Source organism: Serratia entomophila (genome assembly GCF_021462285.1).
Lineage (GTDB): Bacteria > Pseudomonadota > Gammaproteobacteria > Enterobacterales > Enterobacteriaceae > Serratia > Serratia entomophila.
This window is the reverse complement of the sequence record NZ_CP082787.1, coordinates 419,673-433,313: the sequence shown is the minus strand read 5'-3', so window position 1 is coordinate 433,313 and position 13,641 is coordinate 419,673. Positions and strand designations below refer to the sequence as shown.

General features: G+C 61.2%; 16 protein-coding genes. 9 read left to right on the top strand and 7 right to left on the bottom strand.

Annotated features, from left to right (window positions below; genetic code table 11):
* The first annotated feature begins 3 nt into the window (after positions 1-3).
* The 5 genes from phnL to phnP are packed head-to-tail and all read left to right on the top strand — an operon-like array spanning position 4 to position 3,808.
* Positions 4-708 carry a phosphonate C-P lyase system protein PhnL gene (gene phnL / locus KHA73_RS02025; RefSeq protein ID WP_234588013.1) on the top strand — a complete coding sequence of 235 codons (705 nt, stop codon included), beginning with the start codon at positions 4-6 and terminating at the stop codon, positions 706-708.
* Positions 708-1,844 (top strand): alpha-D-ribose 1-methylphosphonate 5-triphosphate diphosphatase, encoded by a 1,137-nt coding sequence (gene phnM / locus KHA73_RS02020; protein ID WP_234588011.1) that lies wholly within the window; start codon positions 708-710, stop codon positions 1,842-1,844. Before phnL ends, phnM begins: the two co-directional genes overlap by 1 nt.
* Complete coding sequence (gene phnN, locus KHA73_RS02015) at positions 1,844-2,413, top strand: ribose 1,5-bisphosphokinase (RefSeq protein ID WP_234588009.1); 570 nt, start codon at positions 1,844-1,846, stop codon at positions 2,411-2,413. The genes phnM and phnN overlap by 1 nt, the downstream gene beginning before the upstream one ends.
* Positions 2,410-3,012 carry a DapH/DapD/GlmU-related protein gene (locus KHA73_RS02010; protein ID WP_234588008.1) on the top strand — a complete coding sequence of 201 codons (603 nt, stop codon included), beginning with the start codon at positions 2,410-2,412 and terminating at the stop codon, positions 3,010-3,012. Before phnN ends, KHA73_RS02010 begins: the two co-directional genes overlap by 4 nt.
* Positions 3,013-3,025: 13 nt before the next feature.
* Complete coding sequence (phnP, locus tag KHA73_RS02005; RefSeq protein ID WP_234588006.1) at positions 3,026-3,808, top strand: phosphonate metabolism protein PhnP; 783 nt, start codon at positions 3,026-3,028, stop codon at positions 3,806-3,808.
* Here the strand turns inward: phnP and KHA73_RS02000 are convergent.
* Complete coding sequence (locus tag KHA73_RS02000; protein ID WP_234587988.1) at positions 3,759-4,397, bottom strand: NAD(P)H-binding protein; 639 nt, start codon at positions 4,395-4,397, stop codon at positions 3,759-3,761. The genes phnP and KHA73_RS02000 overlap by 50 nt on opposite strands.
* Before the next feature lie 30 nt (positions 4,398-4,427).
* Positions 4,428-4,868, bottom strand: a complete 441-nt coding sequence (locus KHA73_RS01995) for a YhbP family protein (protein ID WP_234587986.1) — start codon at positions 4,866-4,868, stop codon at positions 4,428-4,430.
* 83 nt (positions 4,869-4,951) lie between these two features.
* On the opposite strand from KHA73_RS01995, the gene KHA73_RS01990 reads away from it, so the two are divergent.
* Positions 4,952-5,248 (top strand): GIY-YIG nuclease family protein, encoded by a 297-nt coding sequence (locus KHA73_RS01990; protein WP_234587977.1) that lies wholly within the window; start codon positions 4,952-4,954, stop codon positions 5,246-5,248.
* Here KHA73_RS01990 and KHA73_RS01985 read toward each other — a convergent pair.
* Together KHA73_RS01985 and ubiT are read right to left on the bottom strand one after the other, a co-directional pair.
* Positions 5,235-5,738 carry a GNAT family N-acetyltransferase gene (locus KHA73_RS01985; protein WP_234587975.1) on the bottom strand — a complete coding sequence of 168 codons (504 nt, stop codon included), beginning with the start codon at positions 5,736-5,738 and terminating at the stop codon, positions 5,235-5,237. The two genes, KHA73_RS01990 and KHA73_RS01985, sit on opposite strands and share 14 nt — an antisense overlap.
* On the bottom strand, positions 5,732-6,253 hold the full coding sequence (gene ubiT / locus KHA73_RS01980; RefSeq protein WP_420877807.1) for a ubiquinone anaerobic biosynthesis accessory factor UbiT: 522 nt from the start codon (positions 6,251-6,253) through the stop codon (positions 5,732-5,734). Before ubiT ends, KHA73_RS01985 begins: the two co-directional genes overlap by 7 nt.
* 255 nt (positions 6,254-6,508) lie before the next feature.
* Between ubiT and ubiU the strand changes: the two genes are divergently transcribed.
* The 3 genes from ubiU (at position 6,509) to KHA73_RS01965 (ending at position 9,427) form a co-directional block, all read left to right on the top strand.
* Positions 6,509-7,504, top strand: coding sequence for a ubiquinone anaerobic biosynthesis protein UbiU (ubiU, locus tag KHA73_RS01975; RefSeq protein ID WP_234587971.1), 996 nt, complete (start codon positions 6,509-6,511; stop codon positions 7,502-7,504).
* Positions 7,505-7,515: 11 nt separating this feature from the next.
* On the top strand, positions 7,516-8,394 hold the full coding sequence (locus KHA73_RS01970; protein WP_234587961.1) for a U32 family peptidase: 879 nt from the start codon (positions 7,516-7,518) through the stop codon (positions 8,392-8,394).
* Positions 8,395-9,028: 634 nt separating this feature from the next.
* Positions 9,029-9,427: an Ltp family lipoprotein gene (locus tag KHA73_RS01965; protein ID WP_234587950.1), complete on the top strand. Its 399-nt coding sequence runs from the start codon at positions 9,029-9,031 to the stop codon at positions 9,425-9,427.
* 843 nt (positions 9,428-10,270) lie between these two features.
* On the opposite strand, the gene KHA73_RS01960 is transcribed toward KHA73_RS01965, so the two are convergent.
* Genes KHA73_RS01960 through KHA73_RS01950 form a run of 3 tightly spaced genes read right to left on the bottom strand, consistent with a single transcriptional unit; the run spans position 10,271 to position 13,514 of the window.
* Positions 10,271-11,410 carry an ABC transporter permease gene (locus tag KHA73_RS01960; protein WP_234587948.1) on the bottom strand — a complete coding sequence of 380 codons (1,140 nt, stop codon included), beginning with the start codon at positions 11,408-11,410 and terminating at the stop codon, positions 10,271-10,273.
* Entirely contained in the window at positions 11,407-12,561 is a 1,155-nt protein-coding gene (locus tag KHA73_RS01955; RefSeq protein ID WP_234587946.1) for an ABC transporter permease, read from the bottom strand. The genes KHA73_RS01960 and KHA73_RS01955 overlap by 4 nt, the downstream gene beginning before the upstream one ends.
* Positions 12,543-13,514, bottom strand: a complete 972-nt coding sequence (locus tag KHA73_RS01950) for an HlyD family secretion protein (RefSeq protein ID WP_234587944.1) — start codon at positions 13,512-13,514, stop codon at positions 12,543-12,545. The genes KHA73_RS01955 and KHA73_RS01950 overlap by 19 nt, the downstream gene beginning before the upstream one ends.
* Positions 13,515-13,641: the final 127 nt, after the last annotated feature.

The window sequence follows — 13,641 nt, the reverse complement described above, 5'->3', positions numbered from 1 at the left end:
CAGATGACCATTCAAATTCGAGTTGAACACCTGAGCAAAACCTTCGTGCTGCACCAGCAGCACGGCACCCGGCTGCCGGTGCTGCACGACGCCAACATGACGGTCGGCAGCGGCGAATGCGTGGTGCTGCACGGCCACTCCGGCAGCGGCAAATCCACCCTGCTGCGCTCGCTGTACGCCAACTACCTGCCCGACAGCGGCCATATCTGGGTCAACCACCAGGGGGAGTGGCTGGACATGGTGCAGGCCGAGGCGCGCCAGATCCTGGCGGTGCGCCGCCATACCCTCGGCTGGGTCAGCCAGTTTCTGCGGGTGATCCCGCGCATCAGCGCCCTCGACGTCGTGATGCAGCCGCTGCTGGAACTGGGCGTCGACCGCGCCGAATGCCGCCAGCGCGCCGAAACGCTGCTCGACCAGCTCAACGTGCCGCAGCGCCTGTGGCAGCTGGCGCCGTCTACCTTCTCCGGCGGCGAGCAGCAACGGGTAAACATCGCTCGCGGTTTTATCGTCGACTACCCGATCCTGCTGCTGGACGAGCCCACCGCCTCGCTCGACAGCCGCAACAGCGCGGCGGTGGTGGCGCTGATAGAACAGGCCAAGATGCGTGGCGCGGCCATCGTCGGCATTTTCCATGACGAAGGCGTCCGCCGGCAGGTCGCCGACCGGTTATATGACATGCAGGCGCCACGGGCGCTGGAGACCCTCTGATGATCATCAATAACGTTAAGCTGGTGCTGGATGACCAGGTAGTGGCCGGTTCACTGGAGATGCACGAGGGCGCGATCCGCAGCTTTGCCGATACCCCAAGCCAGCTGCCGCAGGCGCTGGACGGCGACGGCGGCTGGCTGCTGCCCGGGCTTATCGAACTGCACACCGACAATCTGGACAAGTTTTTCACCCCGCGGCCCAACGTCGACTGGCCGGCACATTCGGCGATGAGCAGCCACGACGCGCTGATGGTGGCCAACGGCATCACCACGGTGCTGGATGCGGTGGCGATCGGCGACGTGCGCGACGGCGGCCACCGGCTGGAGAACCTGCAAAAAATGATCGACGCGGTGATCCACAGCCAGCGCGCCGGGGTGAACCGCGCCGAGCATCGGCTGCACCTGCGCTGCGAGCTGCCGCATGAAAGCACCCTGCCGCTGTTCGAGCAGCTGATGGATAAGCCCGGGGTGTCGCTGGTGTCATTGATGGACCATTCGCCGGGCCAGCGCCAGTTCGCTTCGCGCGAAAAGTACCGTGAGTATTATCAGGGCAAATACCACCTTAACGACCAGCAGATGAGCGAGTTCGAAGAGCAGCAGGTCGGGCTTTCCGCCCGCTGGGCCGCACCGAACCGCGAGGCGATCGCCGCTCACTGCCGCGCGCGCCATATCTCGCTGGCCAGCCACGACGACGCCACCGCCGAACACGTGGCGGAGTCCTGCGCGCTGGGCAGCGCTATCGCCGAATTCCCCACCACCGAGGACGCCGCCCGCGCTTCGCACCGGCAGGGGCTGCAGGTGCTGATGGGCGCGCCGAACATCGTGCGCGGCGGTTCCCATTCCGGCAACGTGGCGGCGCATCACCTGGCGGCGCTGGGGGTGTTGGATATTCTCTCTTCCGACTATTACCCGGCCAGCCTGCTGGATGCGGCGTTCCGCATCGCGGCGGACGATCGCAACGGTTATGACCTGCCGCAGGCGGTGCGCATGATCACCCGCAACCCGGCGCGCGCCTTGGATCTGCAGGATCGCGGCACCATCGCCGAAGGGCTGCGGGCCGATCTGGTGCTGGCGCGGCCGCACGGCGAGCATATCTACGTGCAGAACGTCTGGCGCCAGGGCAGGCAGGTGTTCTGATGGCGCAGCTTATCTATCTGATGGGGCCGTCCGGTTCGGGCAAGGACAGCCTGCTCGCGCGGCTGCGCGGCTGCGCCGACAGCGCGCCGCTGGTGGCGCACCGCTACATCACCCGGCCGGCGGACGCCGGCTGCGAGAACCATATTGCGCTCAGCGAACCCGAGTTTCTGCGCCGCCGCGCCAAGGGGCTGTTCGCGCTGGACTGGCAGGCACATCAGCACCGTTACGCCTTCGGGATCGAGGTGGATCTTTGGCTGCTGCAGGGGATCGACGTGGTGGTCAACGGCTCGCGCGCCCACCTGCCGCAGGCGCAGCAGCGCTACGGCGGGCAGCTGCTGCCGGTGTGCCTGCAGGTCAGCCCTGAGGTACTGCGCCAACGCCTGCAGCGCCGCGGGCGGGAAAACGCCGAGCAGATCGAGAGGCGGCTGATGCGGGCGACGGAGTACCAGCATAGCCTGCCCGCCGGCTGCCGGTTGCTGGATAACGATGGCAACCTGGAAGATACCCTGGCGGCGCTGCTGGCGCTGTTGCCCGCCGCCGCCGCACAACCTCAGGACGCCATGCCATGACCGACTTTGCCCAGCCGAAAATCGGCGACAACGTGATCCTTAACCGTACCCGCCTTGGCCAGTATGTGCACCTGGCCGACGACGCCATTCTGGAAGAGGTGGAGATGGGGGACTACTCCTACACCGCCGGCCACAACCAGATTTTTTACGCCACCATCGGCAAGTTCGTCTCCATCGCCTCCTACGCGCGCATCAACCCGGGCAACCACCCGACCTATCAGCGCATCGCCCAGCACCACTTCACCTACCGCGCCTCCGACTACGGCCTGGGGGAAGACGACGCGGCGTTTTTCGACTGGCGGCGCCAGCACCAGATTACCATTGGCCACGACGTGTGGATCGGCCATAACGCCATCCTGATGCCGGGGGTCAGCGTCGGCAACGGCGCGGTGATCGGCAGCGCGGCGGTGGTGACCAAGGACGTCGCGCCGTACAGCATCGTCGCCGGGGTAGCGGCCAAAAAGATCGGCATGCGCTTCGACGACGCGCTGATTGAACGCATCGAGCGCAGCCAGTGGTGGCACTGGGATCATCAGACGCTGCAGGAAAGACTGGCGGATTTCCGCGATATTGACGGCTTTGCGGAGAAGTATCTTTAAGCGGGGAGGATGTATGCAATTGACCTTTCTCGGCACCGGCGGCGCACAGCAGGTGCCGGTGTTCGGCTGCGACTGCCTGGTCTGCCAACGGGCGCGGCGCGAACCGGCATTCCGGCGGCGGCCGTGCAGCGCGATGATCCACTATCAGGGGGAAACCACCTTGCTGGATGCGGGATTGCCGTCTCTGGAGCGGCGGTTTTCGGCGGGGCAAATTCAACGTTTTTTACTGACACATTACCACATGGATCACGTTCAGGGGTTATTTCCTTTGCGCTGGGGGTGCGGAAATTCCATTCCGGTCTACGGCCCGCCGGATGAGCTGGGCTGCGATGACCTGTTCAAACACCCCGGCATTTTGGCGTTTCAACCGCCGCTGCAGGCCTTCGAAACCGTCGAGCTGGGCGGTATGCGCATCACGCCGCTGCCGCTGCAGCATTCCAAACTGACCCACGGCTATTTGATTCAGGCGGAGGGGCAGTCCCTGGCCTACCTGACCGATACCCTCGGCCTGCCGCCGGCTACCGCAGATTTTTTACAGGGGACGCCGCTGGATCTGCTGGTGCTCGACTGCAGCCTGCCGCCACAGCCGCAGGCGCCGCGCAACCACAACGATCTGACCCGCGCACTGGAAACGCAGCGGCGGTTGCAGCCGCGGCGCACGCTGTTGACGCATATCAGCCATCGTCTCGATCTGTGGCTGATGGACAACGAGCTGCCGCCGGGCATGGAGCTGGCTTTCGATAATCTCAGTGTACGTTGCCATAGCGATGCAGTTGGTCGGACTCCAGCACCGTAACTCCGCTGCCGGGGCTGAATGCCTGCTGCAACAGCGTCTGCGCCACGTCTTCGGCGGCGACGGCTCGCCACTTGCCCGGTAGCAGTTTGAACAGCGGTGTGGTGAGCCGCTCCAGCAAACGCGGCGACGGGCGTTCGCCCAGCAGCATCGATGGACGCACCAGCGTCAGGCGCGGCCAGTTCTGCTCACGCAGCGCCTGCTCCATTTCGCCTTTGGTGCGGTTATACAGGAACGACGAACGCGGGTTAGCCCCCACGGAACTGACCGCCAGACAATGCTGCGCGCCGAGCCGCCGCCCGGTCAGCGCGCTTTCGACCACCAGCTGATAATCGACATAGCGGAAATTGGCGTCGCTGCCGGCCGCTTTACGGGTCGTGCCCAGGCAGCAGAAAATAATATCGACGGGTTGCTGCAGGCTGCTCAGCAATTCGAACAGATCGTCGCCCACCGGGTTGGTCAGCTTGGCGTGCGGCGGCAGCGGCGCGCGCGTCGGCGCCACGATCGCCGTCACCTGCGGAGCGTCCTGCAACAGCTGCAACAGCGCCTTCCCCACCAGCCCGGTGGCCCCCACTATCAGTGCTCGCGCCATGAGATCTCCCGTGCTAATTAATTGTTCAGCTTAAAGTATAGACCGCGCCCAATGCAGCTTCTTGCCGAAACCGAGGGTGTTGTCGGTCATCTTCACCTCCTGCAGGTTCAGTTGCCAGACCGGCGCCTTCATCGCTTTGGCGATCGGGAAACGCCGGCAGTAACGGGCGCGCGCCTGCGCATCCTCCTCACCGCTCAGCATTACCGCCTCGGCGCGGTACTGCACGCCGCGGATCAACGCAATGCTCTTCGGCTTGGGCGCGATGGTGCCCACCACCCCGGCGTTCTGCAGCATCAGCTCGCCGTGGCGGGTGTGAGGCTCGGTCATCAGCCACAGCGCCATACGTTCGGCGTCAAACACGTAAAAACAGTTGGCGCACCACATATCCATGCCGTTGCCGGCGCACAGCGTCAGCACGTGCTGCTTGCCGATAAAATGGCGGATGTGTTCTAAATCATCTGGCTGATTCAACGCAGTTCTCCCCTCGTCTCTTGCGCCTGATAATAGCCTGATATGATACGATTAGGTTCTGTTTCACCCGATTTGATTGGCAAATGGCTGAGAATAACTGGCACCTTTACATGCTGCGCCTGCCCAACGGCATGCTGTATACCGGCATCACCACCGACGTGGCGCGGCGATTGGCTCAGCATCAGGCTGGCAAAGGCGCCAAAGCGCTGCGCGGCAAAGGGGAACTGACGCTGGCGTTTCACTGCCCGGTGGGGGATCGCTCGACGGCGCTGAGGCTGGAATATCGGGTAAAGCAGTTGAGCAAAGCGCAAAAAGAGCGGCTGGTGAACCACCCGCCGCTGTCATTGGACTATTTGCTGCCGGCGGTTACAGCCGGTTAAACGGCGCCGAGTATGCGACTTCACCGCTGACGCCGTTCAGGGCGTCTTCCGCCAGCGGATAAACCTGGAACGCCGCTTCCGCGCCCGGCCAACGGCAGTGCAGGCCATAGGCTGCCGCCGGTTTGAAGCCGAAACGGCCGTAATAAGCCGGATCGCCCAGCACCACCACCGCGGCGTAGCTGAACTCATTGAGCGAATCCAGCCCTTCGTAGATCAGCTTTTCGCCCAGGCCCTGGCGGCGCAGGCTTTCGTCCACCGCCAACGGAGCCAGACCGACCCATTGGCGGTCTTCGCCCGCCACATCGACCGGGCTGAAGGCGGCGTAGCCCACCACCCCGCCTTCGTCGTCGGTGGCGACGATACCCAGGGTCAGCAGGCCGTCTTCGCGCAGCTGCTGCACCAAATCGGCTTCGTCATCGCGGCCGAAGGCGCGGCGCAGCAGTGCGTCGATACCCGCCGCATCTACCGGGATCTCTACGCGGATCAGCATGATACCGGTACACGGGAAGCCTGCGCCGTGCCCTCCTGCTGCCCTGCTTCGATAAAATCAGCCAGCTGCAGCAGCCCCATGCGCAGCGGCGCAGGCATGCTTTCCAGCTCAATGGCGTCCATCAGATTTTTTACATACAGGCCCAATTCGGTATCCCCTTCAATCTGCAGCCGACGCTGAAAGAACAGCGTATCAGGATCTTGCTTGCGCGCAGCGATCAGGATCAGATCGTTGGCGTCGCCGCTGAAGCTGACGTCCGCTTCGGCATGCTGGCTGACAACCAGTTTGTCGTTTTCAACCGTCATAAACCAGTGTAGCGCCAGATCGCGAACTTCGATCTTTAACCAGCGCGACTCGAGAAATTCCAAATCGCCATCCGCCAGCGCCTGGCGGAACTGCCAGCCCAGCACCTGTTGCAGAAGCTGGCGCTGCAGAGCAAACGGCGTGAATTTTAGCGGTACGCGCAGCAGCGACGGCCCCTGGCGCACAATGCGTGCTCGTAGTTGTTCCAACACGGTCATTCACTCCTTTCAACACAGACTAACGCTATTTTGCCACAACGGCGCGCCGCTTCAGCGGTCTATATCAACAAATAGTGCATTCCGCCGCCATGTTTATCAATACGCCAGAAGCTGCCCCAAATCAAAACCTGTTCACGCGCCTTTCACTAAAATTGCCTCCCCGATTCGCGTTTGCCGGCGGGAAAGGGTCGCCGGCAACCTTATGACCGCCCATGCCCGGCCGGGCGCGGGCTGAGTCAGGATAAATCTATGGAGCTGCTTTGTCCCGCCGGCAACCTGCCGGCCCTGAAGGCCGCGGTGGATAACGGCGCCGACGCCGTCTACATCGGCCTGAAAGACGATACCAACGCACGCCACTTCGCCGGTCTCAACTTCACCGAGAAAAAGCTGCAGGAGGCGGCCGACTACGTACACCGCCACGGCCGCAAGCTGCACATCGCCATCAACACCTTCGCGCATCCGGACGGCTATGCGCGCTGGCAGCGGGCGGTGGATATGGCGGCCCAGTTGGGTGCCGACGCGCTGATCCTGGCCGATCTGGCGATGCTGGAATATGCCGCGGAGCGCTATCCGCAGCTGGAGCGCCACGTGTCGGTGCAGGCTTCCGCCACCAACGAAGAGGCGATCCGTTTCTATCAGCGCCACTTCGACGTGGCCCGGGTGGTGCTGCCGCGCGTGCTGTCGATGCATCAGGTCAAACAGCTGGCGCGCACCAGCCCGGTGCCGCTGGAGGTGTTCGCCTTCGGCAGCCTGTGCATCATGGCCGAAGGCCGCTGCTACCTCTCTTCTTACCTGACCGGTGAATCGCCGAACACCGTCGGTGCCTGTTCGCCGGCGCGCTACGTGCGCTGGCAGCAAACCGCACAGGGCATGGAGTCGCGGCTGAACGACGTGCTGATCGACCGCTATCAGGACCACGAAAACGCCGGTTACCCGACGCTGTGCAAGGGCCGCTATCTGGTGGACGACCTGCGCTATCACGCGCTGGAAGAGCCCACCAGCCTGAATACCCTGGCGCTGTTGCCGGAGCTGCTGGCCGCCAATATCGCCTCGGTGAAGATCGAAGGCCGCCAGCGCAGCCCGGCCTACGTCAGCCAGGTGGCGCGCGTCTGGCGCCGGGCGATCGACCGCTGCCTGGCCGATCCGGCCGCCTATCTGGCCGACGCCGCCTGGATGGAGACGCTGGGGGCGATGTCCGAAGGCACCCAGACCACGTTGGGCGCCTACCACCGCAAATGGCAGTAGCCGGAGGAAGCATGAAATACGCACTGGGGCCGGTGCTCTACTACTGGCCAAAAAACGATATCGCGGCGTTTTATCAGCAGGCGGTAAACAGCAGCGCCGAGATTATCTACCTGGGCGAAAGCGTCTGCACCAAGCGGCGCGAGATGAAGGCCGGCGACTGGCTGGCGCTGGCGCAGGAGATAGCCCGCAGCGGCAAGCAGGTGGTGCTCTCCACCCTGGCGCTGCTGCAGGCGCCTTCAGAGCTTAACGAGCTGAAGCGCTACGTGGAGAACGGCGAGTTCCTGATCGAAGCCAACGATCTGGGGGCGGTAAATATGGCGGCGGAGCGCGGCCTGCCGTTCGTCGCCGGCCACGCGCTGAACTGCTACAACGCCTATACCCTGCGCCTGCTGCGCCGCCAGGGCATGATGCGCTGGTGCATGCCGGTCGAGCTGTCGCGCGACTGGCTGGCCAATCTGCTGGCGCAATGTGAGGTGCTGGGTTTCCGCCACGACTTTGAGGTGGAAGTCCTGAGCTACGGCCACCTGCCGCTGGCCTATTCGGCCCGCTGCTTCACCGCCCGTTCGGAGAACCGCGGCAAGGACGAATGCGAGACCTGCTGCATCAAGTATCCGCAGGGCCGCATGATGCGTTCCCAGGAGCAGCAGCAGGTGTTCGTGCTCAACGGTATCCAGACCATGAGCGGTTACTGCTACAACCTGGGCAACGAGCTGCAGAGCATGCAGGGGCTGGTGGACATCGTGCGGCTGTCGCCACAGGGCGCCGAGACGCTGGAGCAGATCGCGCGCTTTCGCGCCAACGAACGAGGCGAGCAGCCGCTGGCGCTGACCGAAGGCGCCGACTGCAACGGCTACTGGCGCCGGGTCGCCGGATTGGCGTTGGTGTCTTAGCGATGCAATGCACCGGCGGCGATCTGCCGTCGGTGCTGCGCCACACACTTTTTCCCCGTTTTCTTTTCACCTTCGCTCACTTTGCCCCCTCTCGCTTACCCGCACTGTAAGCCGTTAACTGCATTGTTCTGGGTACATTTAGAACTCGCGGAGTTGGCAAACCATATACGCCGAGGGAGATCGCCAGCTCCTGATACTGAGCAGCATCTAGATAGCAGATGTCCACGTTGGCTTCGCATAGTGGATTATTCAGCTCCTAAAAATGGCGGGCATAACGAACGACTCTGGAGACATATCGTACGCATAATGCGCTTATGTTAAATTGCTGGTTACGCTGCGGCGTTTACTCTTCAGGGTCGCACTCTCGGCAATGGTCTTCCAATCGATATCCTCCGCAACCCTGGCAGGGTTCCATCTGTACAAGCCCCTCTTCCTTACTATCTACAAGTTATCGGCATGGCGTACGCAATCGTTCGGTTTCGGACGCTGAAACGACACAGCATCGTCAATTCAGGCCGTTGCTAAACACCAATGCTTAAAAAACATCCCTAGCTTAGAATATTTTCCCTTTTGCACGCGGCCCCTGTAAAGTTGGCCCTCTAGGCAAGGATTTAGAGGGCGTTAGAGGCGCCGTATGGATTATGGAGATATTTCAATGAATTTTTTGAAGATAGTACTGACTGTCGCTTTGTTTGTCGCTGCGCCAACATGGGCGGGAGATTTGACTGGACCTCAAAAAAATGCCGCTAGATCTGCAAAGCAGTATCTCAGTGTGGCGGGCTTCTCACGGAACGGACTTATTCAGCAGCTCTCATCGGATGCAGGGGATGGTTACGAGATTTCTGACGCTACGGTAGCAGTGGACAGCCTGAACATTGATTGGAACCAGGAGGCGGTGAAATCTGCGAAGCAGTATCTCAGTATGATGGGCTTCTCGTGCAAAGGCCTCATTCATCAACTTTCCTCAAGTGCCGGAGACAAATACACCGTTGACCAAGCAACCTACGGTGCAAAACAGGCAGGTGGCTGCTAAAAAACGGCGTGGCTCAAACGATGGTTACACTCGAGCCAACGAATTCCATTGCGCTGGTGTTTGCTCCCTTCGCATGCTGGTTTTGTTAACGTAGGATAATTTCCGTTTTCCAAGCGGACCTCCCCCCTGTTAACTTCAACATTACGTCAGCCTGGCGACGAGAATGTCGCACAGGCACGTTGTGTAGCAGGGGGGGACAGTAATTCGCGACGCATTGCCCACGCTTTATTGATCCCTGGCCAGCAAGATACCAATCAACGAATTCTACGATGTTTAGCGCCCCTCCTGATCGACTGCTCCACCTCTTTAAACCGCGGTATGATTATTTTCCCGCCGTGGAACACTTCCGGAAAGTTGCCATAATCCAGAAAGTCGGATTACCCGGAAACGGGTGTCCGGTAATTCAACAGAGTAGCCATATGGCTACTTATTATCATGTGCATGATATTTACGGCAGGAAACTGCGGAGAACCATCACCGTCGTGAAGGTTAGGAAGATTGCGGAGAGGTAATAATTTTCAGGCGCACTTTTGTCGGCACAGTGAACGGCTGGCATATCATCGAGAAAGCTGAATTTCCGCAAAATACCTGCCTAGTGAATAGCAATCCCCCCCTGCCGAGTGCCGCTCGGTACAACAAATTCTCGGTTTATCCCCGCTCTCGCGGGGAACACTCTAAATATATCTAATTGAATTAAATTGATTTTCAACATCTACGAGATTTCACCGCGATTTAAGCATCCGGGAAACAACATAACCATTTGAAATCTAATAAATAAAAAACCATCAATAGCAATAAAGCAGAGTTACCGTATTTTTACGCTATAACAACAATATATATCCCCTACGCCCGCCGCTTCCTGAACATCCCGCGCAGCGCCACGCTGTTGCGTATAAAACCGACGCCGAAACCCAACAGGGTGTAAATGATCCCCAGCACCAGCAGCATCACCACGTCACCCCACACCTCATTCAGCGACAGCCCCATCTGGTTCACCCCGGCGACCGCCTTGGTGGCCCAGGTGGAGGGGATGCAGTAAGAGATGGCGCGCACCCAGCCCGGCATCGCCTGCAGCGGCCAGATGGTGCCCGACAAATAGAAGATTGGGGTGGTGATAAACGCCAGCGTCAGGTAGATCATTTCGACGCTGCGCAGGCACTCGGTCACCAGCTTGCCCAACCCCAGCACCGCCAGCAGGAACGGGAAGGTCAGCAGCAGGATTTCCGCGATGCCCGCCGTCTGGCGGTAACCCAGCACCCAGGGCCACAACACGAACAGCACGATCGACAGGAACAGCCAAATCGGCAGCAGCGCCGTCAGCCCGCCCAGATGTGCCGCAAACGGCGCTTTGCCGCCGGGCAGGTTCTTCATGGCGATGCTGACGCGGATGCAGGCGATCAACAGCGAGTGCTGCAACAGCATCACCAGCAGGCCGGGGAAGATAATCGCCGCAAAGCTGATGCCCGGGTTGAATACGTCCAGCGTCTGTCCCAGTATCGGCGTCATGATCACCTGCGCCTGGCGTTCGCTGAAACCGCTGCGCAGCAGCAGCCCGTTGTTGTAGTCGCCCAGCAACTGCTGATAGGCCGCCACCACGTCCTGCTGGATCTGGCCGTTGGCCAAGCGGTTGGTAGCGTCGCCGTACACCGGCACCACGATATTCTGCCCGCTGAGGATCTTCTTCTCCAGATCCACCGGCATGATGATCACCGCGAACAGCTTGCGCCAGCCGAGATCGCGCTGCGCCTGTTCCAGGCTGTCGTAGGTTTCAATGGCGATCTTGGAGGTGGCGTCCAATTGGCGGATCAGCTGGCGGCTGGCGGTGCTGTGATCCTGATCGACCACCCCCACCGGCAGATCCCACACCGTGCGGTTGGCGTACACCATGCTCATGATGCACAGCGACAGGATCAGCATCAGCCACATCGGCCGCTCCAACATGCCGAGCAGCACCTTTACGAAGGTTTGCCAATAGATTTTCATCCCGCGCCCCCTTCTTTCAGCAGCCGCACCAGCAGCCGTTTACGCACCAGCAGCGCGGTCACCAGCGGATAAACCGCCAGCAGCGCGCATACGCTGAAGATGGCGCTGGCCGGCACCTGGCGCAGGAACACGTCGAACATCGCGTACAGCGCATGGGTCAACGGCTCGATATTGGAGATGATGCGCGCCGGCAACGGCATCGACAGCTCCGGCACCGCCATGCCGGAAAAGGTCAGCGCGATACTCACCAGGATGCCGATCAGGCTGTAGGCGGTAATGATGCTGCCGGTAAAGGTAAACAACAGCAGGCCGATGCTCTGCGCCGCCATCACGTAGAAGAAGCCAATCAGCAGCATAAACAGCGGGTTGCCGCTGACTCTGGCGTCGAAAATCCCCACCAGCGCGGCGATCTCCACCATCAGCAGGCTGGTAAAGCACAGGGTGTAAGGCGCCAGCTTGCCGAGCAACGCCAGGCTGAACGGCCTGGCCTTCAGCAACGACTTGCTGCGCGCCAGCACGTAGATCATGCAGGTCACCACGAACAGCTGCAGCAGGTGGATGGTGGCGGCAAACTGCTGGTAGTAAATATAGCTGCCGCTGGCGTTGAACAGGCTGCCGTAGGAGAGCGTCACGTCCGCCAGCGGCGGCAGCGTTTTGCCCATTTCGCCGGCGATGATGCTGCGGTAGCCGGCGTTGATTTCGTTCATCAGGCCGCTGAAGTCCTGGGTGGAATACAGCCCGGCGCCGTAAAACAGCGCGTTGTAATACATCACCACGCTCGGCTGCTTGCCCGCCAGCGCGTTGGCTTCAAAATCCGGCGGCACGTAGAGCAGCGCGTAATCCTGTGCGCTGCGCAGGCGATGCAGCGACTCCTGCAACCCGCCGGGGTATGCCTCGACGTGGGCGTGCGAACCGGCGTCCAGGCGGCGCGTCAGCGATTTGGACAGCGGGCTGTGATCGCTGTCGACCACCGATACCGGCAGATCGAGCAGCGTCCCTTCGGAAAAGTTGCTGCTGATCAGCCCGAACAATATCAGCGGAAAGATCCAGCTCAGCCAGTGGACCACCGGGCTGCGGAAGGCGACGCGGCACTCGTTGTCAAACGCGTGGCTGAAGCAGCGCCAGCCGGCCCTTATTCTTTCCATTGCCATAAGCTGCTCATCCCCGGGCGCAGGCCGTCCACCGGCTGTGACGGATACAGGCGAACCTCAAAGGTTTTCAGATCGAAGTCGCCGGTGGCGCGGGTGGCGCGCTTGGTGGCGTAATCCCCCAGCGGCGCGATGTAACGCACCTCGGTTTCGATCATTTTGTCTTTCAACGCCGGCACCCGCAGCCTGACCTTATCGCCCTTGCGCACGTGGGCCAGAATGTCTTCACGCAGGTTAAACACGAAGTAGGCATCCGGTACGCGGATCAGCGTCAGCAGCGGGCTGCCGGCGTTCAGCAGCTCGCCCACCTCCGCCGGGATCGGCCCCACTTCGCCGTCGACCGGCGCCTTGACCTGCAGATCGTCGGTTTGGGCCTTAACCTGCAGCAGGTTTTCCTCCGCCGCCCGCAGCGCCGCGGCGTATTGCTGCCGCAGCTCGACGCGGTCGCCGTTGATGCCTTCATCCAGGTTGGCCTTGGCCGCCTGCACCTGCTGGAAGGCGGTATCGCGCGCCCGGCGCGAACTGTCCAGTTCGGACTTCGAGATATAGCCTTTACCGGCGATGCTCAGATTGCGGTTGTAGTCGTTCTGCGCATTGCGGTATTGCGCCTCGGCCTGCGCCAGATTGGCGCGCAGGTTGCGGATGCTCTCTTCACGGGTGCCGTTCAGCGACTGCTCGAGCTGCGCCTTGGCCTCGTCGCGCGACGCCTGCGCGGAACGCAGCTGCGCCACCAGCTCCGGGCTGTCGAGCTGGATCATCAACTGCCCGCTCTTTACGTCGTCGCCGCGCTCGATCAGGCGTTCGACCACGCGCCCCTTGGCCTTGGAGGCCACGATCACCTCGGGCGCATCGACTTCGCCCTGTAACAGCAAATCCTGATTATGCGCGCGGAACAAGACCGCCAGCGCGATAGCCACCACCATCAATAGCAGGGTAAACAGCGTCTTTTTTTTCATTATGTCGGCTCCCGGAAGGGTAAGCGGCGGGCGGGGGTAGTCATGTCCATATCTCAGTAGGCTCCCAAAAAACCATTATTCTCATAAGGATATCACAAGCACATATATCCTCTTTTATAACTATAAA